16 protein-coding genes and 2 pseudogenes are annotated in these 24248 nt (G+C 73.6%); 15 read left to right on the top strand and 3 right to left on the bottom strand.

The window, feature by feature from the left end:
- The 5 genes from AOK15_RS19445 to AOK15_RS19425 form a co-directional block, all read left to right on the top strand.
- Positions 1 to 1035, top strand: a 1035-nt coding sequence (locus tag AOK15_RS19445; protein ID WP_055518529.1) for an ABC transporter substrate-binding protein, incomplete at its 5' end; no start/stop codon positions are given.
- Position 1036: 1 nt separating this feature from the next.
- On the top strand, positions 1037 to 1960 hold the full coding sequence (locus tag AOK15_RS19440) for a carbohydrate ABC transporter permease (protein WP_055518527.1): 924 nt from the start codon (positions 1037 to 1039) through the stop codon (positions 1958 to 1960).
- Positions 1957 to 2886 (top strand): carbohydrate ABC transporter permease, encoded by a 930-nt coding sequence (locus tag AOK15_RS19435; RefSeq protein ID WP_055518526.1) that lies wholly within the window; start codon positions 1957 to 1959, stop codon positions 2884 to 2886. Before AOK15_RS19440 ends, AOK15_RS19435 begins: the two co-directional genes overlap by 4 nt.
- A 49-nt stretch (positions 2887 to 2935) precedes the next feature.
- Positions 2936 to 5116 (top strand): beta-galactosidase, encoded by a 2181-nt coding sequence (locus AOK15_RS19430; protein ID WP_055518525.1) that lies wholly within the window; start codon positions 2936 to 2938, stop codon positions 5114 to 5116.
- A gap of 22 nt (positions 5117 to 5138) precedes the next feature.
- Entirely contained in the window at positions 5139 to 6944 is a 1806-nt protein-coding gene (locus AOK15_RS19425) for an RICIN domain-containing protein (protein ID WP_055518522.1), read from the top strand.
- A gap of 43 nt (positions 6945 to 6987) precedes the next feature.
- Here AOK15_RS19425 and AOK15_RS19420 read toward each other — a convergent pair whose 3' ends face one another.
- Positions 6988 to 7467, bottom strand: coding sequence for a DUF5709 domain-containing protein (locus AOK15_RS19420; RefSeq protein ID WP_055518520.1), 480 nt, complete (start codon positions 7465 to 7467; stop codon positions 6988 to 6990).
- A 190-nt stretch (positions 7468 to 7657) separates the two neighbouring features.
- Here AOK15_RS19420 and AOK15_RS19415 point away from each other — a divergent pair, with 190 nt between their 5' ends.
- From AOK15_RS19415 to AOK15_RS19395, 6 genes and pseudogenes are all read left to right on the top strand, one after another.
- Positions 7658 to 7891 (top strand): DUF6480 family protein, encoded by a 234-nt coding sequence (locus AOK15_RS19415; protein WP_055518518.1) that lies wholly within the window; start codon positions 7658 to 7660, stop codon positions 7889 to 7891.
- A 93-nt stretch (positions 7892 to 7984) separates the two neighbouring features.
- Positions 7985 to 8704, top strand: coding sequence for a YqjF family protein (locus AOK15_RS19410; RefSeq protein WP_167738832.1), 720 nt, complete (start codon positions 7985 to 7987; stop codon positions 8702 to 8704).
- A gap of 53 nt (positions 8705 to 8757) precedes the next feature.
- A pseudogene (locus AOK15_RS45680) lies at positions 8758 to 9339 on the top strand (hypothetical protein); the annotation flags it as partial.
- A 144-nt stretch (positions 9340 to 9483) separates the two neighbouring features.
- Positions 9484 to 10758, top strand: coding sequence for a cytochrome P450 (locus AOK15_RS19405; protein WP_055518534.1), 1275 nt, complete (start codon positions 9484 to 9486; stop codon positions 10756 to 10758).
- 475 nt (positions 10759 to 11233) lie between these two features.
- Positions 11234 to 11647, top strand: a complete 414-nt coding sequence (locus AOK15_RS19400) for an SRPBCC family protein (protein WP_055518512.1) — start codon at positions 11234 to 11236, stop codon at positions 11645 to 11647.
- A gap of 421 nt (positions 11648 to 12068) precedes the next feature.
- On the top strand, positions 12069 to 13193 hold the full coding sequence (locus AOK15_RS19395; protein WP_240508501.1) for an SGNH/GDSL hydrolase family protein: 1125 nt from the start codon (positions 12069 to 12071) through the stop codon (positions 13191 to 13193).
- A 30-nt stretch (positions 13194 to 13223) separates the two neighbouring features.
- Here AOK15_RS19395 and AOK15_RS19390 read toward each other — a convergent pair whose 3' ends face one another.
- Positions 13224 to 13760, bottom strand: coding sequence for a hypothetical protein (locus AOK15_RS19390; protein ID WP_055518510.1), 537 nt, complete (start codon positions 13758 to 13760; stop codon positions 13224 to 13226).
- A 227-nt stretch (positions 13761 to 13987) separates the two neighbouring features.
- On the opposite strand from AOK15_RS19390, the gene AOK15_RS19385 reads away from it, so the two are divergent.
- Positions 13988 to 14551, top strand: coding sequence for a hemerythrin domain-containing protein (locus tag AOK15_RS19385; RefSeq protein WP_055518507.1), 564 nt, complete (start codon positions 13988 to 13990; stop codon positions 14549 to 14551).
- A 66-nt stretch (positions 14552 to 14617) separates the two neighbouring features.
- On the opposite strand, the gene AOK15_RS19380 is transcribed toward AOK15_RS19385, so the two are convergent.
- Positions 14618 to 15796, bottom strand: coding sequence for an aminotransferase class V-fold PLP-dependent enzyme (locus tag AOK15_RS19380; RefSeq protein ID WP_240508500.1), 1179 nt, complete (start codon positions 15794 to 15796; stop codon positions 14618 to 14620).
- 394 nt (positions 15797 to 16190) lie between these two features.
- Here AOK15_RS19380 and AOK15_RS19375 point away from each other — a divergent pair, with 394 nt between their 5' ends.
- From AOK15_RS19375 to AOK15_RS19365, 3 genes and pseudogenes are all read left to right on the top strand, one after another.
- Positions 16191 to 17693, top strand: coding sequence for an acyl-CoA carboxylase subunit beta (locus AOK15_RS19375; protein ID WP_055518531.1), 1503 nt, complete (start codon positions 16191 to 16193; stop codon positions 17691 to 17693).
- A 53-nt stretch (positions 17694 to 17746) separates the two neighbouring features.
- Positions 17747 to 19492 (top strand): fatty acyl-AMP ligase, encoded by a 1746-nt coding sequence (locus AOK15_RS19370; RefSeq protein ID WP_055518503.1) that lies wholly within the window; start codon positions 17747 to 17749, stop codon positions 19490 to 19492.
- Positions 19489 to 23465 (top strand): annotated as a pseudogene (locus AOK15_RS19365) (type I polyketide synthase); the annotation flags it as partial. The gene AOK15_RS19370 and the pseudogene AOK15_RS19365, both read left to right, overlap by 4 nt.
- Positions 23466 to 24248 lie beyond the last annotated feature (783 nt).

The raw sequence follows: 24248 nt of genomic DNA, 5'->3' as shown, positions 1-24248 counted from the left end.
ATCGAGTACCAGGCCATCCCGACGTTCACCATCACCGACAGCCTGCTCGACCTGCGGCCCTACGGCGCCTCCGCGCTCAAGTCGACGTTCGTGGACTGGACCTGGGGCCAGGTCAGCGGCGGCGACGGCGAGGTCTGGGCGATACCGCAGGACACCGGCCCGATGGGCATGCTGTACCGCAAGGACATCTTCGACAAGCACGGCATCGACGTGCCCACCACCTGGGACGACTTCGCCGAAGCGGCCCGCAAGCTCCACCAGGCCGACCCGGACATGTACCTCACCAACCTCGCGGCCAACCAGGTCGCCGCCTGGCACGGACTGCTGTGGCAGGCGGGCGCCGAGCCGTACGCGACCTCCGGCAAGAGCGACATCACCATCAGCGTCGACGACGCCGTCTCGAAGAGGCTCGGCACGTACTGGGGCGGCCTGGCCGAGGAAGGCGTCATCGGTGTGGAGCCCGACTTCACCGACTCCTGGTACGCGGCCCTCAACAAGGGCAAGTACGCCACCTGGCTGACCGCGGCCTGGGGCCCGGTGTTCCTCTCCGGCTCCGCCAAGGCGACCGCCGGCAAGTGGCGGGCCGCGCCGCTGCCGCAGTGGGACGCGGCCAAGCCCAGCTCGGGCAACTGGGGCGGCTCGACGACCGCCGTGATCCGCTCCACCAAGAACCCCATCGCGGCGGCCGTGTTCGCGCAGTTCCTCAACAGCGACCCGGCGAGCGCGAGGATGTTCGCGACGGAGCAGTTCTTCTTCCCGGCGACCAAGGCGCTGCTCACGGACGCGGAGTTCACCGGGGACGCCTCCGAGTTCTACGGCGGCCAGAAGGTCAACCAGGTCTTCGCCGACATCAGCTCCACGGTCAACTCGTCCTTCCAGTGGCCGCCGTTCCTGGACAAGGCGGCCACGGACTGGACGGAGACGGTCGGCAAGTCCCTCGCCGACAAGGGCGACACGGTCGCCGCCCTCGGCACCTGGCAGCAGCGGCTGACCACCTACGCCAAGGGCCAGGGCTTCACGGTCAAGGGGAGCTGAGATGGCCGCCATCACCTCGGCGGCACCGAAGGCCCCACGGCGGACGGCGGCGACGGGCCGTCGGCGCCGTGGGGCGGGGCCCCTGTTCGTCGCCCCGTTCATGGTGCTGTTCCTGCTGCTCTTCCTCGCCCCGCTCGGCTACGCCGCCTATCTGAGCCTGTTCCAGGAACGGCTCGTCGGCGGCACCGCGTTCGTCGGCCTCGACAACTACGTCACCGCCCTGAAGGACCCGCAGTTCCGCGACGGGGTCGCCCGGGTGGCCGTGTTCTTCGTGGTCCAGGTCCCCGTGATGCTGCTGCTGGCGCTGGTGTTCGCCCTCGCCCTCGACAGCGGTCTGCTGCGGTTCGCGCGGGTGATCCGGCTCGGCATCTTCGTCCCGTACGCCGTGCCGAGCGTGGTCGCCGCGCTGATGTGGGGGTATCTGTACGGCCCGGACTTCGGCCCGTTCGCCCAGCTGGGCCGGGAACTGGGGCTCGGCACGCCGGACTTCCTCGGCGAGAGCTGGATGCTCGGCAGCCTGGCCAACATCGTGACCTGGGAGTTCGTCGGCTACAACATGATCATCCTGTATGCCGCCCTGCGCACGATCCCTCAGGAGCTGTACGAGGCGGCCGCGATGGACGGCGCCGGTGCCTGGCGCATCGCGTGGTCGATCAAACTGCCCGCGCTCAGGCCCGCGCTCCTGCTCACCCTGCTGTTCTCGGTCATCGGCAGCTTCCAGCTGTTCAACGAGCCGAAGCTGCTGCAGAACATCGCGCCGGACGTGATCAGCAGCTCGTACACGGCCAACCTCTACGCCTACTCCCTCGCCTTCACCGGCCAGCAGGTCAACTACGCGGCCACGGTGTCCTTCCTCCTCGGCCTCGTCATCGTGATCGCCTCCTACGCCGTCCTGCTCACCGCGAACCGCAGGAGGACCCCATGACGACCACGACCACCCCGGCCGGCATCACCGCGAAGGCCGCCGCACCGGTGTCCGCGGTCCGCGCGAAGGAACGCCCGGCCCGCCGCAGCACCCCGCTGACGATCGCCATGCTGGCCGCCCTGGCCTACTTCCTGCTCCCGCTGTGCTGGCTGCTGATCGCCTCGACGAAGAGCACCCAGGACCTGTTCACCAGCTTCGGCCTGTGGTTCTCCGACGCCCCGCAGCTGCTCGCGAACCTCAAGGCGACCTTCACCCAGGACGACGGGGTCTTCCTGCACTGGCTGCTGAACACGGTGCTCTACGCCGCGGTCAGCGCCGTCGGCGCCGCGCTGCTGGCGGCGGCGGGCGGGTACGGCTTCGCCAAGTTCCGCTTCCGCGGCGACCGGGCGGCCTTCAACCTGGTCCTCGGCGCGGTGATGGTCCCGACCACGGCCCTGGCGATCCCCACGTATCTGGTGTTCGCGCAGGCGGGACTGGTCAACACGCCCTGGGCGGTCATCCTGCCCTCGCTGGTCAACCCCTTCGGCCTCTACCTCATGCGGATCTACGCCGAGGACGCCGTACCCGACAGCCTCCTGGAGGCCGCGCGGATCGACGGAGCCGGCGAGGCGCGGATCTTCTTCCGGATCGCCCTCAGACTGCTGGCCCCCGGCCTGGTCACCGTCCTGCTGTTCACGCTGGTCGCGACGTGGAACAACTACTTCCTGCCGCTGATCATGCTGAACGACCCGGATCTGTACCCCGTCACCGTCGGCCTCGCCTCCTGGGCGGCCCAGGCGCAGAACGGCGGCGCGGGCGCCAGCAGCGACATGCTCGCGCTGGTCGTGACCGGTTCGCTGATCTCGATCGTCCCGCTCGTCGTGGCGTTCCTGATGCTCCAGCGGTACTGGCAGAGCGGCCTGGCCACCGGCGGCGTCAAGCAGTAGCGAGCACCCGTCCCCCGTTCCACTACCCCTTCCCCGGAGGTTCCCCTTCATGGCGGCTCTGCCTGCCCGCGTCCTGTTCGGCGCCGCGTACTACCACGAGTACCGGCCGCCCTACGGGACCGAACAGCCCGAAGAACGCCTCAAGACCGACCTGGACCTGATGGCGGACGCGCGTGTCTCCGTCATCCGGGTCGGTGAGTCGGTGTGGTCGACCTGGGAGCCGGAGAACGGCCGCTTCGACCTGGACTGGCTCCAGCCGGTGCTCGACGGCGCCCACGAGCGTGGTATCTCCGTGGTCCTCGGCACCCCCACGTACGCCGTGCCCCCCTGGCTGGCCCGCCAGTACCCGGAGCTCACGGGTGAGCGGCGCACCGGTGAGCGGATCGGCTGGGGCGCCCGCCAGGAGGTCGACTTCACGCACCCCGGGTTCCGCTTCCACGCCGAGCGGGTGATCCGCGAGGTCGTCGGCCGGTACGCCGGCCACCCGGCCGTCATCGGCTTCCAGGTCGACAACGAGCCCGGACTGCACCTGTTCCACAACCGCGGCGTCTTCGAGCGCTTCGTGGACCATCTGCGCGCCAAGTACGGCGACGTGGAGACCCTCAACCGTGAGTGGGGCCTGGTCTACTGGTCGCACCGGCTGTCGACGTGGGCCGACCTGTGGACGCCCGACGGCAACGAGCAGCCCCAGTACGACGTGGCGTGGCGGGAGTTCCAGGCCCGGCAGGTCACCGAGTTCATCGGCTGGCAGGCGGACATCGTCCGGGAGTACGCGCGGCCCGAGCACTTCGTGACGACGTGCGTCTCCTACACCCGGCAGGGCGTGGAGGACGACGAGCTGACCGACCGTCTCGACATCGCCTCGGGCAACCCGTACTACGACATGCAGGACGGGCTGCTGCTGCCCGACCCCACCCCGGACGACCACGAGCAGAAGTGGAAGACCAGCGGGGTGTGGGCGCTGTACCAGACCGCCGACTGGATGTTCTCCTCCCGCCAGGAACCCTTCCTGGTCACCGAGACCAACGCGGGCTCCATCGGCTTCCCCTGGGACAACCGGCCCGGCTACGACGGCCAGTGGCGGCAGGCGGCCTGGGCGCTCGTCGGGCGTGGTGCCCGCATGATCGAGTACTGGCACTGGAACACCCTGCACTTCGGCGCCGAGACCTACTGGGGCGGGGTCCTGCCCCACACCGGCAGGCCGGGCCGTACGTACGCCGAACTCGCCCGTCTCGGGGCCGAGTTCGAGTCGGCGGGCGCGCTCGTCGCCGGGCTGGAGCCGGACGCCGACATCACGATGGTGTACTCGACGCCGAGCAAGTGGCTGATGCAGAAGTACCCTCCGCTGGCCACGTCGGACGGCGAGCCCGACCCGACCGCCTACCACCGGGTGTTCGACCCGTTCTACCGGGGCGCGTTCGACGCGGGGCGGCAGGTGCGTATCGTCCACGCCCGGCAGTTGCACGACCCGCTCGGGGAGCGCGAGGGCCTCACCCCCGAGGAGGCCGTGCGCCGCCACCCGGTGCTGGTGGTGCCCGCGCTGTACCTGGCGGCCGACTCCACCCTCGACTGGCTGGCCGCCTACGCCGACGCGGGCGGCCATCTGGTCCTCGGGCCGCGCACCGGGTACGCCGACCACGAGGCACGGGCCCGGCAGGAGGCCGCCCCCGGCCGGCTCACGGACGCCGCGGGCGTCTCCTACGACGAGTTCAGCAACCTCGTACGGGAGATCCCCGTGCGGTCGGCGCCGCACGGACCGCTCGCCCTCCCGGAGGGGGCCACGGCGACCCGGTGGGTGGAGGGGCTGACCGTCGCCGACGCCGATCCGCTGGTCACCTACGACCACCCGCACTTCGGGCGCTGGCCCGCCGTCACCACCCGCCGCCACGGCGCCGGTCACGTCACCTGCGTCGGGACGGTGCCCGGCCGTGAGCTGGCCAGAGCGCTCGCCGAGTGGCTGACGCCGTCCGCGCGCCACCCGTGGCGGGACCTCCCGGCGTCGGTCACCGCGACGACCGGCACCGCCTCCGACGGACGCCGGGTGCACATCGTCCACAACTGGAGCTGGGAGCCGGCGCGCGTCGACGCACCGGCCGACCTGACCGACGTCCTGAGCTGCACCCCCCTCCCCGCGGGCGCGCCGCTCGACCTGGGCCCCTGGGACGTCCGCGTGTTCGTCCACGCCGGTGCCGCCGGCCCGTCCGGGGCCCGAGGCCCCTCACGTTCCTGATCGATCCCCGAAGGAGTGGGTTGTGAACAGAAGAAGACTCCGGCTGACGCTGAGCAGCGTCGTCGGCACCTCGGCACTGCTGGCGATCCCGCTGACCAGCGCGCAGGCGTACGACCCGACGGGCGGCGTCCTGTACCAGCTCGGCAGCGAGCCGTGCCTGAAGGGGCGGGGCAACTGCGCGGTCTACCCCAAGTCGGCGCAGCTGCCGAGCGGGCGGCTGGTCGCGGCGTTCGAGAAGTCCACCGTCGTACCGGCGACGGGAAGCGCCGACCGGCAGACGCTCCCCGTGTACAAGAGCGACGACGACGGCACGACCTGGCAGCCGCTGTCGGAGGTGAAGGCCCCGGCGTACCTCTCCGGCGACCCCCGGTACGCGAAGTACACCAGCAACTGGACCAACCCGTACCTGTACGCCCTGCCGCAGGACGTCGGCGACCTCAAGCAGGGCACCCTGCTCCTGGCGAGCGTGGTCTCCGGCGACGACCACTACTACAAGGAGCACAAGGCCGCCGACCCGAACTGGACGCCGACCAACGACGGTGACCGCAAGGACCTGGCGATCGCCCTGTACTCCAGCACCGACGACGGCGCGACCTGGAAGATCGTCAACGTCGTCGCCACGGGCGGCTGGCAGGGCGGCAGCGCGGGCGCCACCGGCCAGAACATCGCGAACGCCAACACGTACAAGCAGGTCGACCCGCTGTGGGAGCCGTACCTGATGGTCCACAAGGGCAAGCTGGTCTGCTACTACTCCGACGAGAACGACTACACCGGCTTCGACCCGAACACCGGCGTCCCGAAGCCGGACCCCGCCAACGACACCGCGAAGGACTCGCTCGGCCAGATCCTGGTGCACAGGACGTGGGACGGCCGCAGCGCCACGTGGAGCGACCCGGTGGTGGACATCGCGGGGCTCACCGACGACATGGGCGGCGGCAAGACGGAGATCGGCGGCGGCCGGCCGGGCATGACGAACGTCGTCAGGACGACGGACGGCAAGTGGCTGATCACCTACGAGTACTGGGGCGCAGGGGCCAACACCCGGTTCCGGCTCGCCGACAGCCCCCTGGAGTTCTTCCGCGGCTCCGCCACCGGCGAGGGCGTCACCACGCTGCCCGTCGACACCGGCTCCCGCACACTCGCCACGGGCGGCAGCCCGGTCCTCGTCCGGCTCCCCGGCGGCCGCCTGGTCTACAACGCCGCGGGCAGCGGCAACGTCTGGGTCAACCAGAGCGGACGCTCGAACGGCGTGTGGAAGGAGTACCAGACGACCTCACGGGCCGGGTACAGCCGCAACCTCCAGTACGTCGACGGCACCGGCCGCGTCTCGATCCTCAACAACCAGGGCACGTCGGTGATCGCCTACGCGGAGGTCGACCTGGGCGACTCGCGCGGCGCCTACGTCCAGCTGGTGAACCGGAAGACCGATCAGGTGATCGGCACCAACAACAGGACCAACGACGCGAACATCGGCAACGGCGACGTCCCCGACGTACGGCTGGAGGCACCCGGCGAGGCCGCGAACCCGGACACGCAGTACTGGCACGTCGTGAAGGAGCCGCAGGGCGGGGTGTCGCTGCTGAACAAGTCGGGAGGCCGGGCGGCGGCCGTCTGGACCGGCAACGCCACGGCGGGCCAGCGGATCGGCCAGTGGGTCGACAACAGCCCCACGGGCAGCTGGAACCTGGTGAAGACCTCCGACGGGTTCTACCGGCTCCAGTCGGTCAAGAACACCGGTCTGTACCTGACCGGCGCGTCCGCGGGGGCACCGCTCACCCTCCAGACCTCCACCGGGGACGGCTCGCAGGAGTGGGAGCTGGTCGAGTAGCCCGCGGGGGCTGCCGACGGGACGCGGTGCGCCGCCGCAGGCCTCAGTCGTCCGGGCCCGGCAGACGGTCGTCGGGCACGATGTGCACGGCGGCCTCCTCCGCGCCCGCCGCTCCGCCGTCGAGGCCTTCGTCCTCGGCGACGAGTTCCTTCGTCGTGTCGGAGTGCGCGCCCTCGTCCGGTGCCACGAGGCGACCGGCACGATCGGCGCCGGCCTCCGGGTCGACGGGTTCGCCCTCACCGCCGGGAAGGTCGCCGATGCCGTCGCCGGGCGGGACCGTCACATCGGGGACCTCCTGGCGCAGTCGTTCGTCGAGGGACTCGCCCTCGTGCTGCTCGGCGGCCGTGGTGCCGGTCCTGGAGACACCCAGTGGCCTCTCGGGCGGGGAGTATCCCTCGTCCAGGATGTCGTCGTAGGTGCGCTCGTCGACCGCGTCCTGGAGATCCAGCGGGGCGGCGTCCGCCTGCTCTTCGTTGCCGCCGGTGGGCTGGTAGGCGTCGGTCGCCGGGTTCTCTTCGCTCATGGTCGCCTCCCGCTGACGGTGACTGGTTCCTGTCCCCGTGCGGAGTACCGGGGAGCGGCGGTGTGACACCCCCTGTCGCAGCTGTTTCGCCGGGTGGACCGGGGAAACCCGGACTTCGTCCTCCCCGCCCTCACGAGGATGAGGACCGCGGGTGAGGGAAGTGACAGGGCGAGCGGGAGGAGGGTCTGCCATGACGAGCCCTGACCCCGAGCCGAACCGGACCACCGGCCTGGAACCGGGTGGCGGAGTGCCCCCGGGTGAGACACCGCCCGCCGAGGGCGGGACCTCCGGCGTCGCCCGTCCCGACCCGCCCGCTGTGCGGCGCAAGGGATGGGGTGCCCTGCCTCTCGTCCTGATCATCCTGCTCGCGGCGGTGATCGCGATCGGGCTGATCGGCATGGCGGTGGTACTGATCGTCCAGTGAGGCGCGTCCCGTTCCCGTCGGCGGCCCGCCGCGTTTCCACGGGCCGCGGCCGGGGACCCGCACGCTGTGGTGGCCTATGGAGCAGAGGAACGGGTGCGGATGCCCGTTCTGCGGGCCGGATGGTCGACGCAGGCATTCGTGCACTGGCCGTTCCGTCCCGACCAGGTACAGGCCCTCCTGCCGGAGGGCCTGGAGGTGGACACGTACGAGGACACGGCGTGGGTGAGTCTCACGCCGTTCGTCATGGCCGACGTCCGTACGCCCGGCCTGCCCGCGTCGGCACGGGGGCTCCCGACGTTCGCGGAGACCCGTCTGCGGACCTATGTGCGGACGTCGGACGGGCGGGACGGGCTGTGGTTCCTGTCCATCGAGGTGGGCTGCCCGCTGATGCTGGCGGCCCGTGCCTTCGGCGCCCCGTACCGGCTGGGCCGGCTGCGGACCTCCCGGGACCTGACGGCCGTGTCGTACGCCGGTGCCCGGTGGAGCGGCGGGGCGTCGTACCGACTGGTGGTCCGGCCCGGTGAGCCGATCAGACCGGCCGAACGGGACGTGTGGCTGACCTCGCGCTGGCGGGCGTACACCTGCCGGTTCGGCCGGATCTGGGAGACGCCCGTGGAGCACGAGCCCTGGCCGTTGTACGAGGCCACCGTGGACGCGGTCGAGGAGACCCTCACGACGGCGGCGGGGCTTACCGCGCCGGGCGCCGAGCCCCTCGCGCACTTCTCACCGGGGGTCAGGCACGTACGGCTCGGGCGGCCCCGCCCGTGCACGGCGGAGGTCGGGCGCGGCTCCGCTCGCGAGCGGAGCCGGTGACCGTGGGGCACCGTGGCTCCGGGCGGCTGGCCTTCGGCCGTGGCTCCGGGCGGCTGGTCTTCGAGGGCTGGATCGCGGGCCTCGGCACGTCCTCGGGGACCCGTGTCGTGGTGGGGCACTGGGAGGTGTCGCCGTTCGGGCCGTTCGGGGACGTGATGGTCGAGCGGGCGGACGGACACCGGCTGCTGCTGGCGCCGACCCGGCGGACGGCGGACTTCATCGCCGGCACGTACCGCTTCGACGAGGTGCGGGTCGTGCCGGTCGACGTGCGCCGGGGCCGGGAGGCCTGGACGGTCCGGGCCGGGCCGCTGGACCTGCGGTTCACCCTCGGCCGGAGCGGTCCGCTGGGGCCGCTGCTGCGTACCCTGCCGGGAGCGCTCGCCCGGCGGCCGGCCTGGAGCACCCTGACCGACCTTCCGGCCCGGCTGCTGCTGCGGGGCGTGCGGACGCGCGGCAGCGCCGGTTCGGGGCGCCGCGAGTGGTACGGCGCGAGGGACCTGCGGCCGGTCCGTACGCTGTCGGCGGCCTTCGCGGGGGACGACCTCGGGACGTCGGCGCCCGTCGTTCCCCCGGTGCGGTTCGGGTTCGGTTCGGTGCCCCGGAACCCCGGCGTCACCCGCGTCGTCACGACGGTGGTACCGGTCCGGGAGCGCCGGGCGGCGAACAGCAGGGGGTGGAGGAGACGGGTCGACTGTCCTCGGAGGCGGATGACACGGGTCAGCTGTCCCCCTGGGGGCGACGCGGCGTTACCGACGGCGCGGGGCGGGCACTCGCGCCGCATGAATCCACGTCGCCCCGCGCTCGGGGACAGCTCGCTCGCGGCACTCGTCAAGGGATACAACTGGCTGCCCGACCTCAGCAGCCGCGCCACCGGACCTCTGGTGCGCGTCCGTGTGGCGGGACGGCACGCCGTCGCCCTGCGCGGCCCGGAAGCCGTGCGGTTCTTCTACGACGAACGGCATGTGGAACGGGCGACGGCGCTCCCCGGCCCGGTGCTGAGCACCCTGTTCGGCCGCGGCGCCGTGCACACGCTGGACGGGACGGCCCACCGCGTGCGCAAGGAGATGTTCCTGTCACTGCTCACCGGCCGGGAGGCGGTCGCGGGCCTGGTGGAGCAGGTCGCGTCCGCCTGGGACGAGGCCGTGGACGCGTGGTCCGGGCAGCCGTCGGTGGTCCTCTTCGACGAGGCGAGCCGGGTGCTCACCCAGGGGGTCTGCCGGTGGGCCGGCATCCCCCTCGACGACGCCGGGGAGACGGCCCGCGACCTGGTCGCCATGGTCGACGGCTTCGCCACCGCCGGACCCCGGCACTGGCGGGCCCGCCGCGCCCGGAGCCGCAGCGAGGCATGGCTCGCCCGTCTGGTGGAGGACGTACGGGAGGGTGCCGCCCCGGCGCCGGCCGGGTCGCCGCTGGACGCGGTGGCACGGCACCGGGACGCCGACGGCCGGACGCTCGACCCGCACACCGCCGCGGTCGAACTGCTGAACATCGTCCGCCCCACGGCCGCCGTGTGCTGGTTCGTCAGTTACGCGGGACACGCGCTGCACTTCCGGCCGGAGATCCGGCAGCGCCTCGCCGAGGACGACCCCGCGTACGCCGTGGCGTTCGCCCACGAGCTGCGCCGCTTCTACCCGTTCGCCCCCTTCGTCGGCGGGCGCGCCGTCGCCGACCTGGAGTGGCAGGGGGAACGGATCCCCGCGGGCACGCTGATCCTGCTCGACCTGTACGGGCAGAACCACGACCCCGACCTCTGGGACCGTCCCCTCGTCCTCGACCCCCGGCGCTTCCTGGAGAAGCCGCCCGGCCGCGACGCGCTCGTCCCGCAGGGCGGCGGCGACCGCGCCACCGGCCACCGGTGCCCCGGCGAGGACGCCACGATCGCGCTGCTCGCGGCACTGGGGCCCCGGCTGGCCCGGCTGGAGTACGACGTGCCGGCCCAGGACCTGAGGATCCCGCTGTCCCGCATCCCGGCACGGGTGCGCAGCGGCTTCGTGATGGAGCGCGTCCACGTACCGATGCGGCCCCTCGCCACCAGCCGGGCGGCGGCGGGGTAGGGCGGAGCCGCCGGGCCGGCGTCGAGACAGGGCAAGGCCCACAAGGCCCGCGACGGGAGAGCGGCGTCGCCGTCGCCGGGGCACCGTCTCAGGTGGGTACCGACCGGGGCGCCCCATCGGGCCGCTGCCGACCGGGGCCCCGCATCAGGCCGGTACCGGCCGGGGCGCCCCATCGGGCCGGTGCCGAATTGCTGCCGCAAACTCGACCCGAGGCGCTGTATCCGGCCGTGTCAGCTGTCCGGCGGCAGTCAGCCCTGCCGGCCGCAGTCGGCCGTCTCCGACGGACGGGCCCTTCGCGGCCGCCGCCGACGCACGGCTACTCGAAACCACGCGGTAGCCTCCGCCGGCCGACGACCGGTCCGGTCGCGCTCGGCGACCGTCGTCGCCGCCCGGCTGATTCACGCCGGGGGCCGCCGGGTACCCGGCACGCTCACGCGCGGATCCGCTGCGCCGAGACGGGTCAGGTGGTGCCGCCATGACCGAGTACGAACGTTCCCGCACGATGCCCGCACAGCCTGAGCACGTGTTCGATCAGGCTGCCAATGTCGACCAGCTGGACGCCTGGCTGCCGGACGCTCTGCATGTGGAGGCCGCCGGCCTGCCCGCCGTCACCGTGCACGAGGACCGCACGGACGAGGACATGGCCGCGCTGCTGCGCGCCCGGCGCGAGCAGATGCGGCTGGAGTGGGGCACGCGGGGCCGATCGAGCTACACGGGGTGGCTCCAGGTCGCCGGCATCGACAGCGGGGCCAGCGAGGTGACGGTCCACCTCTCCTTCTTCGACGACAGCCACGATCCGGGCGAGCAGGCCGTGGCCGACGCCCTCGACACCAGCCTGCGGCGCCTGGAGGAGCAGGTGCGGCTGCGCGTCGACCACGCGGCGGGCTGACACCGGGGACACGGCCACGGCCCTCGCCCCGGACCCGGCCGGGGAACGCCGTCTCCACTCGTGGGTGGAGAGCACACCTCCACCCACGATCCTCCCTGCCACCGATCCCCTGACCTGCGCTTCCGCCTGGCTTGACGGGTACAGGACTTCCCCGTTCCCCGGAGGCGACCATGTCCGAGTCCGTCAACGCGCTGGTGATCGTCTCGGTCGTCGTGCGGGTGGTCGTACGACAGTTCCAGGCGCAGCGGATCGACCTGGACCGGCGGTGGTGGGTGCTGCTCGGCGCGTGACGGATGTCGCCCCGAGGGGTTGACGAGGTCGTGTGGGGCGGTCACCTTCGAAAGCGCATGAACTGGGAGCGCTCCCATGGTCGCGCTCCCCTACTCCGCACCCGCCCGTCCGCGTGTCGAAGGGATGTCACATGCACATGTCTCGCCCCTTGCCCCCACCGTCACAGCTCTCCCGCAGGACCCTGGTCACGGCCGCCGCCGCGGGGCTCGTCACCGCCGCCGTCCCCTCCCCCGCGCGGGCGGCCGCCGACGCACGGGCCGTGTTCCACACCGTGGGCCGGGTCAAGGAGGCCGCCGACGGGATGGTGCAGTACACCTGGCCCGGTGTGTACTTCGAGGCGCGGTTCCGGGGCACGGGCATCGGGATCGTCCTCGACGACGCGAACAACGACTACGACATCCGGATCGACGGGACGACCGCCGCCACACTGGTCACGCCGGGCCGCACCGTGTCCTGGCTTCGCGGCCTGTCGGACACCGAGCACACGGTGCGGCTGGTCAAGCGCACGGAGAGCCCGTGGGCGGTGGGGCGGTTCGGCGGGTTCACGGCGGCCCCCGGCGGGGCGGTCCTCGGCGCGCCCCGCGCGCGGACCCGGCAGATCGAGTTCATCGGCGACTCGTTCACCGCCGGGTACGGCAATGTCTCGCAGTCGCGGGACTGTTCGGGCAACGGCGGCGTCAACAGGAACAGCAACGCCGATCTCGCGTTCGGCTCGCTGATCGCGCGCAGGCTCGACGCGGACCACCAGCTCAACGCGATCTCCGGTCGCGGCATGGTCCGCAACTACAACGGCGGCGACCCGGGGGTCAGCTACCGCACGTTCTACGAGCGGGCCCTGCTGAACGTGGACGGCGACGTGTGGCGCAAGCCCGACAGCTGGCGCCCCCAGGTCGTCGTGATCGGTCTGGGCATCAACGACTTCTCCACCCCCCTGCGTCCCGGTGAGCGCTGGGCCGACCAGGAGGCGCTGATCGCCGACTACGAGAGCGCGTACCACGGGTTCCTGGACCGGCTGCGGGCGCGCTACGGCCCCGGCACGTTCCTGGTGGTGTCGGCCACCCGGCCGTTCTCCGACGCGACCACGAGGATCGTGCGGGAGCGCAACCGGCGGGGCGACGACCGGGTCCGCCACTTCTTCTTCGGCGACGCGGCCCTGGACCTCCTCGGCTGCGACTGGCATCCGTCGCTCAGCGACCACCGGACCCTCGCGAACCTGCTCACCGAGTTCGTGGCGCGCCTTCCGCTGCGCTGGTAGCGGGCGGCCGGGCCGTTGTGCGGCCGGGGTTCAGGCCGGCAGGGCCTGCCCCGGCCGCAGTGCGTCGAGGAGACCGGCGTGATGGAGTCCGGTCACGGGGGCGAGGAGGTCGGGGTGGCGCAGCAGTGCGGCGGCCCGGCGGTCATGGACGTCCGGATCGAGCAGTCGGCGGAAGGCGACGGGGGAACCGGCGGTGTGGTGGGTGCCGGCGAGGGCGGCCACCGCGGCGCCGGCCAGGGCGGGGTCGGTGAGCAGGCAGGCCGCCCAGCTGGCGACGACCTCGTCCACCCAGCTCCGCCAGGCGTGCTCGTCCTCGGCCACGGGGTCCGCCCCCTCGGCCGTCTCGTAGCCGGTGATCCAGTCGAGCCGGGCCGAGCCGCCGGGTCCGGCGACGCCGACGAGGCCCGCGTCCATCGGTGTCGGGTAGCGCAGCCAGGCCGCCACGGTCACCGCCTGCCGGGCCTGGGCCTCGCAGAGGGCGGAGTCGATCGCGCCGCCGCCCGCCGGGTAGGCGCGGGTCAGCCACTGGGCGGTCGCGGCGATGAGGGGGGAGAGATCTGCGTGCACTGGGCCATCCGGGGTACTGGGGAGCGCGCACCGATGAACGTAGCCGGGGACCGTCATGACGGAAATGGCGCAGGCCACGCCACGGACGTGTCCTCGGCCACAGAGGCCGGCCGACCTGACCACCAAGGGATCAATACGTCGATACCGGACACGAAGGGGCTTCACTGGCCCCCTTCGGACCGGCCCGCAGCCGACGGCCGGCCGGGACAGGCGGAAAGGAGCGCGTCATGGGACACGGCGGAAACGTCGTCGAGGAACTCAAGACCGACCATCGCGAGGTGGAGGAGCTTTTCGGCAAGATCGAACAGCTGCCCTCGGGGCACGCCAAACGCAAGGAGTACGCGGACCAGGTCACCATCGAGCTGATCCGGCACTCGGTCGCCGAGGAGGCGTACCTCTACCCGGCGGTCCGTGAGCACGTGCCCGACGGGGACGCGATCGCCGACCGTGAGCTGCAGGACCACGCCGAGGCCGAGCGCCTGATGAAGGACCTGGAGGGGTGCGAGGCCGACGACCCCGAGTTCGACCGGCTGATCACCCAGCTCATGACGGAGATCAGGAGCCATCTGCGGGACGAGGAGAGCAATCTCTTCCCCCGGATGACGCGATCCTGTCCGGCGGAGATGCTGGACCAGCTGGGCGACAAGGTGCGGACGGCCAAGAAGACGGCGCCGACCCGCCCGCACCCGTCCGCGCCGGACAAGCCCCCGGCCAACAAGATGCTGGCGCCGGGCATGGGTTTCGTGGACCGGCTGCGCGACGCGATGACCGGCCGCGGCAAGGAGTCCTGAGGCACCGGACGGCGGCCGGTACGGACATCGGGGGCCCGGGGCGGACGTCCGCCCCGGGCCCCCGAGTCATCCGCCCGAGGCGATGCCGGCCATGGCCTCGACGGTCAGGTCGAGTTCGGCCTCGGTGTTGTAGTAGTGCGGCGAGAGGCGCACCAGCGGGTGGACGCCCCGGTGTTCGGCGTCGAACTGGGTGTGCTCGGGGACGGTGTACGTGACGTTGATGCCGTGTCCCGCCAGGGCGGCGGCGACCTCGGCGGCGGGTACGCCGTCGACCTTGGCGGTCACGATGGCGCAGCGGTGCGCGCCGAGGTCGTGGGTGGTGATGCCGGGCAGGGCGTCGAGGCGGTCGCGCAGATACGCGCCGAGGGCGAGGGCCCGTTCGCCGATCCGGTCCAGGCCCAGGTCGAGGGCCTGGCGTACGGCGGTCTCGAGACCCAGCACATTGGCGTAGCCGGTCTCCCAGCTCTCGAAGCGGCGGGCGCCCGGCTGCCACGTGAAGCCCCGCTCGCCGTCCCAGGTGGCGGCCTGGATCTCGACGACGTGCGGCTCCAGGTACTCCAGTGCCTCGGGCCGCACCCACAGGAAGCCGGTGCCGCGCGGGCCGCGCAGAAACTTGCGGCCGGTGGCGGTCAGCAGGTCGCAGCCGATCTCGGTGACGTCGACCGGGAACTGCCCCACGGACTGGGTGGCGTCGAGCAGGAACGGCACCCCGGCGGCGCGGGTGATCCGGCCGATCTCGGCGGCCGGGTTGATCAGGCCGCCGCTGGTCGGCACATGGGTGACGCCGACGAGTCTGGTCCGCTCGTCGATGAGGTCGGCGAGGGCGGCCGTGTCGAGCTGACCGTGCTCGTCGTCGGGGACGACGACGATCTCCGCGCCGGTGCGGCGGGCGATCTGGAGGTAGGCGAGGACGCTGCTGCCGTACTCGTCGCGGCCGGTGAGGATGCGGTCGCCCGGCTTGAACGTCAGGGAGTAGAAGGCGGCGTTCCAGGCGTGGGTGGAGTTGTCGAAGAGGGCGACCTCCTCGGGCCGCCCTCCGAGCAGTCGGGCGATGTGGGTGTAGGTGGCGTCGATCCGTTCCCTCTCCCGTGCCGCGGCCTCGTAGCCGCCGATGGTGGCCTCCAGTTCCAGGTGGGAGGTGACGGCCGTCAGGGTCTGCCGGGAGAGCAGGCCGGCTCCCGCGTTGTTGAGGTGGATCCGGTGGGCGGTGCCCGGGGTGTCCCGGCGCAGTGCGTCGACATCCATGGGGGCCATCCTTCCCCGCTGTCAGCGCTGGGTGAACTGTGCGCGCCCCGGCCGGCCGACATCGGGGGGACGGTGACGCCCTCCGGCCGAGGGTCGTCTCCTCCGCTGGGCGCGTCGGTCGTTGTCACCCGGGGAGCAACTCCGGGCCCGAGGGACTCAACTCCCGCAAACGAAACGGCGATCACGCCGGGACCCTGTCGTCGCGCTGCCATATTCGGAAGCCACTTCGGAGGTGGCTGTGACGCTAGAGGTGACGACATCCGGGACGGGGCGGCCCGCGGAACGGACGCCGACCCGCCTGCCCGAACCCACCGCCGGCCCGGTCGGCGCCCCCGATGCCGGCCCGGTCGGCACCCTCGCCGCGGGGCAGGCCCCGGACCGCACCGACGACCGTCTGCGCGAGCTGGCCGAGCGCCGGGCGCTGGCGACGGCTCCGGGCGGGCCCAGGAGACGCGGTGAGTTCGGCGCCCGGGAGCGGATCGATCTGCTGCTGGACGCGGGCTCGTTCACGGAGACCGGCCTGTTCGTCCGGGCCCGGCCCGCCGGGGACGGCGCCCACCGCCCCCACGGCGACGGGGTGGTCACCGGGCACGGCACGATCGACGGCCGCCCGGTCTGTGTGTTCGCCCAGGACTCGACCGTCTTCGGCGGCAGCATGGGCGAGGCGTTCGGGGAGAAGACCCTCGCCCTGATGGACCTCGCCCTGAAGACGGGCTGCCCGGTCATCGGCCTCAACGACGGCGGCGGCGCCCGCATCCAGGAGGGCGTCACCTCGCTCGCCCTCTACGCCGAGCTGGTCCGCCGCAACGTACGGGCGTCCGGGGTGATCCCGCAGATCTCGGTCGTCCTCGGGCCGTGTGCGGGCGGAGCCGCCTACTCCCCCGCGATCACCGACTTCACGGTGATGGTGGACGGCGCCTCGCACATGTTCGTCACCGGGCCCGACGTCATCGAGACCGTCACCGGTGAACGCGCCGACGCCGAGGAGCTGGGCGGCGCCCGCACCAGCAACACCGTCAACGGCAACGCCCACTTCCTCGCCGCCGGCGAGGTGGACGCCCTCGACACCGTGCGGGACCTGCTGTCGTACCTGCCCGCCAACAACCTGGAGCGGCCCCCGCGGTACGCGCCGGGGGCCGCGCCCGACGGGGCGGTCCTGGACACGGTGGTGCCGGACCGGCTCGGGCAGGCCTACGACATGCTGGACGTGCTCCGCGCGGTCGTCGACGACGGGGAACTCCTTCAGGTGCAGGAGCTGTTCGCGCCGAACATCGTCTGCGCCCTCGCGCTCGTCGAGGGCACCCCCGTCGGGGTGGTCGCGAACCAGCCGCTGCACGCCGCAGGGGTCCTCGACATCGACGCCTCCGAGAAGGCGGCGCGGTTCGTACGGTTCTGCGACGCGTTCGGCCTTCCGCTGCTGACCTTCGCCGACGTCCCCGGCTATCTCTCCGGCGTCCGCCAGGAGCAGGCGGGCATCATCCGCCGGGGCGCCAAACTGCTGTACGCGTACGCCGAGGCGACCGTCCCGAAGGTCACGGTGGTGGTGCGCAAGGCGTACGGCGGCGGCTACGCGGTGATGGGCTCCAAGCACCTCGGCGCCGACATCAACCTGGCCTGGCCCACCGCGCGCATCGCCGTCATGGGCGCCGAGGGCGCGGTGGGCGTCCTGCACCGCCGTGAACTCGCCGCGTCGGCCGACCCCGACGCGCTGCGCGCCCGCCTCGTCGCCGCGTACGAGACGACGCACGGCACGCCGTACCTCGCCGCCGAGCGGGGGTACGTCGACGCGGTCATCGCCCCCCGTGACACCCGCGCCCACATCTGCCGCGCGCTGCGGGCCCTCGCCGGCAAGCGCGCCGCGATGCCCGAGCGGCGCCACGGCAACATCCCGCTCTGACCGGCCCGTTAGCCCCCGCAAGCATCGTCCCGCGACGTGAGGAGCCATGCCCGATGGACAGCCGCCGTCCCCCGTTCGCACCCCCGATCCGGAGTCTGCCGGAGTACGTGGGGCACTGGGCCACGACCACTCCCGACCGTCGGGCGTTCACGTTCGTCGACCATCCGGCCCCGCACTCACGGGGCGTGCACCGCACGCTGACCTGGCGGCGGCTGGACCTGCGGGTGCGGGCGGTGGCCGCCCGGCTCGCCGAGGAGGCCGCGCCCGGCGAGCGGGTCGCGGTGCTGTGCCCGCAGGGGACGGACTACGTCACCGCGTTCCTCGCGGCTCTCACCGCCGGGCTGGTCGCCGTACCGCTGTACCCGCCCGGACTGCCCGGCCACGGCGACCGGCTGACGGCCGTGCTGGCCGACGCGGAACCGGCCGTCGTCGTGACGACGGGCCGGCTCAGGGACGAGGTACGGGAGTTCTGCGGCGACCGGGCCCTGCGGATAGTCGCCGCCGACGAGGTGCCGGACACCGCCGCCGAGGGGTGGCGGCCCGAGCCGCCGGACGCCACGGCGGTCGCGTACCTCCAGTACACCTCCGGCTCGACCCGCACCCCGGCCGGGGTGGAGATCACCCACGCCAATGTCGTCGCCAACGCCCGCCAGGCGCTCACCGCCTACGGGGCCGACGCCCACCCGGTGACCTGTGTGGGCTGGCTGCCGCTCTACCACGACATGGGGCTCGTGCTGAGCGTCGCGGCGCCGGTGGTGCGGGGGACGCTGTCGGTGCTCATGGACCCGGTGGCGTTCCTGCACGAGCCCGTGCGCTGGCTGCGGCTGCTCGCCGCGCATCCGCGGGCGCTGAGCGCGGCACCCAACTTCGCCTACGACTACTGCGCGTCGGCCGTCACCGAGGCGCAGAAGGCGGGGCTGCGGCTGGACGGGGTGGCCGCGCTGATCAACGGCAGCGAGCCGGTGCGGCCCGGTACGGCCGACCGTTTCCACGCCGCGTTCGCCGCGCAGGGGCTTCCGGCCGGGACGCACTGCCCGTCGTACGGGCTGGCCGAGGCGACCGTCTTCGTCAGCGCGGCCCGGCCGGGCGAACCGATACGCGGGATCGCGCTCGACCGTGACGCCCTCGCCACCGGCAAGGCGCTGCCCGCCCGGCCCGACGATCCGCGGGCGGTGCTGCTGGCCGGCTGCGGCACCCCGGCGGGCCAGCGGGTCCGGATCGCCGACCCCGTGTCCCGTGCCGCGCTGGCGGAGGGGGAGGTCGGCGAGATCTGGGTGCGGGGCCCCAACGTGGGGCGCGGCTACCGGAACCAGGAGCGGCAGACGCGGCGGGTGTTCGGCGCCGTGTTCGCCGACCCCGCCGACGGTCCCGGCGGGTGGCTGCGCACCGGCGATCTGGGGACGGTCCTGGACGGCCAACTGGTCGTCACCGGACGGCTGAAGGACCTCATCGTCGTCGACGGCCGCAACCACTACCCGCAGGACGTGGAGGCCACGGCCCAGGACGCGCACCCGGCGCTGCGACGCGACCGGCTCGCCGCCCTCGGCGTCCCCGGCGGCACGGGCGAGCGGGTGGTGGTCGTCGCGGAGCACGTCCGGACCACGACCCTCGCCGACCTCGACGTCCCGGCCGTCACCCGCGCGGTGCGCGCCGCGGTCTCCGCCCGCCACGGGCTGCGCCTCGCCGACGTCGTCCTGGTGCCGCCGGGCACCGTGCCCCGGACGTCCAGCGGCAAGGTGGCGCGGGCCCTCACCCGCGAACGGTATCTGGCGGGTGCCTGGACGGAGGTCTCCCCGTGAGGGCCGTCCGGGACGTCGACCAGGGCGAGTTGCGGCGGCTGATCGCCGAGCGGGTGGCCGCCTGGACCGGTGCGTCGGCGGCGGACGTGCCGATGGACCGGCCGCTCGCCGACCTCGGCATGTCCTCGCGGGACGCGGTCGTCCTCGCCGGGGACCTGTCGCGGGCGACGGGCCGGGACCTGCCGGTCACCCTGGTCTGGGAGGCGTCGACGGGCGACGCCCTGGTCGCCCGGCTGTGCGGCACGGCGACGGAGGCGGCCCCGCCGGTCGTACGGGCTCCCGTGCCGGCCCCGCCGGGCGAGCCGATCGCGGTCGTCGGAGTGGGCTGCCGGCTGCCGGGCGGGGTCCGCGGGCCCGGCGACTACTGGCGGCTGCTGACCGGGGGCGTCGACGCGGTCCGCCGGGTCCCGGAGGACCGCTGGCGTGACTTCACCGCGTTCCCGCCCGCCGACGCCCAGCCGTACGGCGGGTTCCTCGACGACATCGCCGGGTTCGACGCGGACTTCTTCCGGATCACCCCGCGCGAGGCGGCGGTCATGGACCCGCAGCAGCGGATCCTCCTGGAGGTCGTCCAGGAGACCCTCGACCACGCCGCCGTCCCTGCCGTGTCCCTCGCGGGCACCGCCACCGGCATCTTCGTCGGGATCTCCGCGCCCGAGTACGGGCAGCTCACCGGCGCCGACCCGGCGGCCGTCGACCCCTGGGCGCCGGCGGGCGGGGCACTGAGCGTCGCGGCGGGCCGGCTCGCGTACGTCCTCGACACCCGTGGGCCCAGCATGGCCGTCGACACGGCCTGTTCGTCGTCGCTGGTCGCCGTGCACCACGCGTGTGTCAGCCTGCGCACCGGCGAGAGCGACACGGCGATCGCCGCCGGGGTGAACCTGCTGCTGTCCCCCACGGTCACCGTCGCCTTCCGGCGGGCGGGCGCCCTCGCGCCGGACGGGCGCTGCAAGCCGTTCTCGGCGGCGGCCGACGGCATCGGGCGCGGCGAGGGATGCGCGGCCGTGCTGCTGAAACGGCTCTCCGACGCCGAACGGGACGGCGACCGCGTCCTCGCCGTCGTCCGCGCCACCGCCGTCAACTCCGACGGCCGCTCCAACGGCCTGCTGGCGCCCAACCCGGCCGCCCAGCGGGACCTGCTGGCCACCGCGTACGCGCGCGCCGGGCTCACCCCGGCGCGCGTCGACCATGTCGAGGCGCACGGCACCGGCACGCCGCTCGGCGACCCGATCGAGGCGGGCGCGCTCGCCGCGGTGCTCGGCGCGGGCCGCGACCCCGAGCAGCCGCTGCTCCTCGGCTCCGTCAAGGGCAACCTGGGGCATCTGGAGTCGGCCGCCGGGATCGCGGGCCTGGTCAAGACCGTGCTCGCCCTGCACCACGACCTGGTCCCGCCGTCGCTGCACTGTCGCGCGGAGGGCAGCTCTCTCGACGACGTACGGCTGCGGGTCGTGACCGAGCCCGAGCCGTGGCCCCGGTACGGCGGTACGGCCACCGCGGGGGTGTCGGGGTTCGGGTTCGGCGGCACCAACGCCCATGCCGTGCTGGAAGAGTGGCGGCCCGGCGCCCTGCTGCCGCCCCCCGCCGGGGCGCCGATGGCCCGCCTCCACGTCCTCTCCGACGTCGGCCCCGCGCGCCTGAGGGACACAGCGGCCCGGCTGGCCGACTGGCTCGGGACGCCCGAGGGCGACGCCACGCACCTGGCGGACGTGGCCCGCACACTCGCCGGACGCGCCGGCCGCGGGCCCGTCCGCGCCGCGATCGTCGCCCGCGACCGGAACGAACTGGCGGACGGACTACGGGCGTTGAGCCAAGGGCGGCCCCGCACCCAGGTCGTGACGGGCGACCGTGACCTCGTCGGGGAGGGACCAGTGTGGGTCTTCTCCGGGTACGGCAGCCAGTGGGTCGGGATGGGGCGGCGGCTGCTGGCGGAGGAGCCCGCCTTCGCCACGGCCGTGGAGAAACTCGACGGACAACTCGCCCCGGAGTGCGGCCTGTCCCTCCACGACCACCTCGCCTCCGGCGGTCCCCTCGATCGCCTGGAGGTCGCCCAGCCCGTCCTCTTCGGCCTCCAACTGGCGCTCGCGGAGCTGTGGCGCGCGTACGGCGTCGAACCGGTCGCCGTCATCGGCCACTCCCTGGGCGAGGTGGCCGCAGCGGTGTGCGCGGGGGCGCTGGACGTGTCGGACGCGGCCCGCGTGGTCGCCGTACGGGCCCGGCTGCTCAGCGGGCTGCGCGGCGGCGCCATGGCGGTCACCGACCTCGCCGACGACGAACTCGCCGCGCTGGCAAGGGACTTCCCCGGTGTCCATGTCGCCGTGCACTCCTCGCCGACGCAGAAGGTCGTCACCGGCGAGGAGGCGGCGGTGGCCCGGCTCGTCCGGTCCCTGGAACGGGAGGGGCGCGCCGTACGTGCCATGCGGGTGACCGGCGCCGGGCACTCGCCCCAAGTGGATCCGCTGCTGCCCGAGTTGACGGACGCCCTGGCCGACATCCGGGGCGGGCGGCCCCGCATCCCCGTCCACTCCACCGTCCTGGACGACCCGCGCGGCGACTGCCGCTTCGACGCCGCGCACTGGGCGGCCAACCTGCGGCGCCCGGTCCGGCTGGACCGCGCCGTCGCCTCCGCCGCCGACGACGGCCACACCGCGTTCGTCGAGATCTCCCCGCACCCGGTCCTCACCGGAGCCCTCACCGACATCGCGCCGGGTGCCCTGGCCGTGGGCTCCCTCCACCGGGACGCCGACGGCTCCGCCGGGTTCCTCACCCGACTGGCCACGCTGCACACGGCGGGCCGGTGCCTGCCGCTGCCACCGGGCCGGGTCGCCGACCTCCCGGGGCCACGCTGGCGCCACGTCCGGCACTGGTGGACGAACGGGCGCGGCGGAAGCGGCACGGCCGCGGCGAGCGGGGGGCCGGCGGTGGTCACCGCGCCGACGACGATTTCCGGGGGCGCGGAGGAAGTGCGGGGCGGGATGGCGATTCGTGCCGACGAGGAGGCGCGCGGCGCGGATGACGTCGCGTGCTGCGGCGCGAGGGCGATCCGTGCCTGCGAGGGTTCGCAAGACACAGACGAGGCGACCGACGCGAGAGCGATCCCTGTCGGCGAGGAGGCGCAGGGCACGGACGAAGGGGGCGGCGCGAGAGCGATCCGCGTCGGCGGCGGGACGTGGGGCGCGGATGAGGTGGGCGGTGCGGTGGAGGTGTGGGGCGCGGAGGGCGGCTCGGTCGTCGCTCGGTTGTGCCATCACATCGCCATCGTGACGGGGCACCCGCCGGCCCGTGTCACTCCGGCCACCTCCTTCGCCGACCTCGGCCTCGACTCCCTGATGGCCGTCCGCATCCGGGCCGGTCTGCAACGCGACTTCGGGAGGGAGCTGCCCCTGCGGGACCTGCTGGGCGCCGCGACGGTCGAGGAGACGGCGGCACGTGTCCGACAGGCCCTGGCCGAAGCCGGACCGACGCCGGAACCGACCCTCACGGGGGTACCGACGCCGCCGACCGCGGAAGGGCCGCGCCTCTGCGCACCGGGGGCGCCGGAGGCTCCGCGCCAGGCCGCACCGGCGGCTCCCCGGCCGACCCCACGGCCGACGGCGCAGCCCGCGCTCCCTGCGCCCCCGTCGGCCCTTGAGACGCCACCGGCGTCCGCCCTGTCGACATCCCAGCCGACCCCACAGACGACACCACGACCCGCCGCCGCAGCAGCAACTCCCCGGCCAACCCCACAACCGGCGCCGCGGCCCCCCACGGTTGCGCCCCAGCCGGCCTTGCGGACGACGCCACAGGCCGCCCTCCCCACGCCGCCGGTCGTTCCGGCGGCAGCCGGGCGACCGCGCCCGGCCTCGGCGGCGGGCCGTCGCTTCCCGTCCCTCACCCGGCCAACCCTTGTCGCGGGCGTCCCGGTCCGGGCGCTGCACGGCGCCGGGTCCCGGTCGCCGCTGTTCCTCGTCCACGCCGCCGGTGGCACCACCGACGTNNGCTCGGCGCGGTGCGGCCGGTGTATGGGCTGGAGCGGATCGAGGAGGCGCGGACGGTGGTCGAGAAGGCGCGCCGTTACGTCGAGGCGGTGACCGCCGTGCAGCCCGACGGGCCCTGTCTGCTGGGCGGTTGGTCGTTCNNGCAGCTGACGGCCGCGGGCCGGGACGTCGGGCCGGTCGCGCTCATCGACTCCGTACGCCCTCTCCCGGAACCGCTCGGGCAGACCCCGGCCGACCGGGTCCGCAGCCATTTCACCGGCTTCGCCCGGCATGTAGCCGAGACGTACGGGGTGCGGCTGCGGCTGCCGTACGACGCGTTGGCGGCGACGGACGACGACGGCGAGCGCGTCGAGACGGTGCTGCGGGCGCTGCGCGAGCCCGCCAACGTGCCGGCGGCCGCCCTGGAGCACCAGCGCGCCTCCTACCTGGACCTGCGGATCGGGGAGGCCCACCGGCCGGGCCGCCACGACGGGCCGGTGGTGCTGTACCGGGCCACCGAGCCCGCGCCGCACACCGTGCGCGACCCCGCGTACGAGCGGGACGACGAGGCGCTCGGCTGGGACGAGGTGTGCCCGCGGCTCACCGTCGTCCGCGTCGCGGGCCACCACCTGTCGCTGCTGGACCCGCCGTACGTCGACGAGATCGCCGCCCATCTGCGGCGCGAACTCGACGAGGAGACTCGCTGAACCCGAACGAGGAGAGCCGCCATGCCCCACCATGACACCGGGATGCCCCCACGACCCGCCGGGGCCCCGCCCCGGGCCACCGCCGTCCCCTACCAC

It is taken from the genome of Streptomyces ossamyceticus (assembly GCF_001418475.1).
Lineage (GTDB): Bacteria > Actinomycetota > Actinomycetes > Streptomycetales > Streptomycetaceae > Streptomyces > Streptomyces ossamyceticus.
Note: the sequence above shows the minus strand (reverse complement) of the source record. Positions and strands in the feature narration are given on the sequence as shown.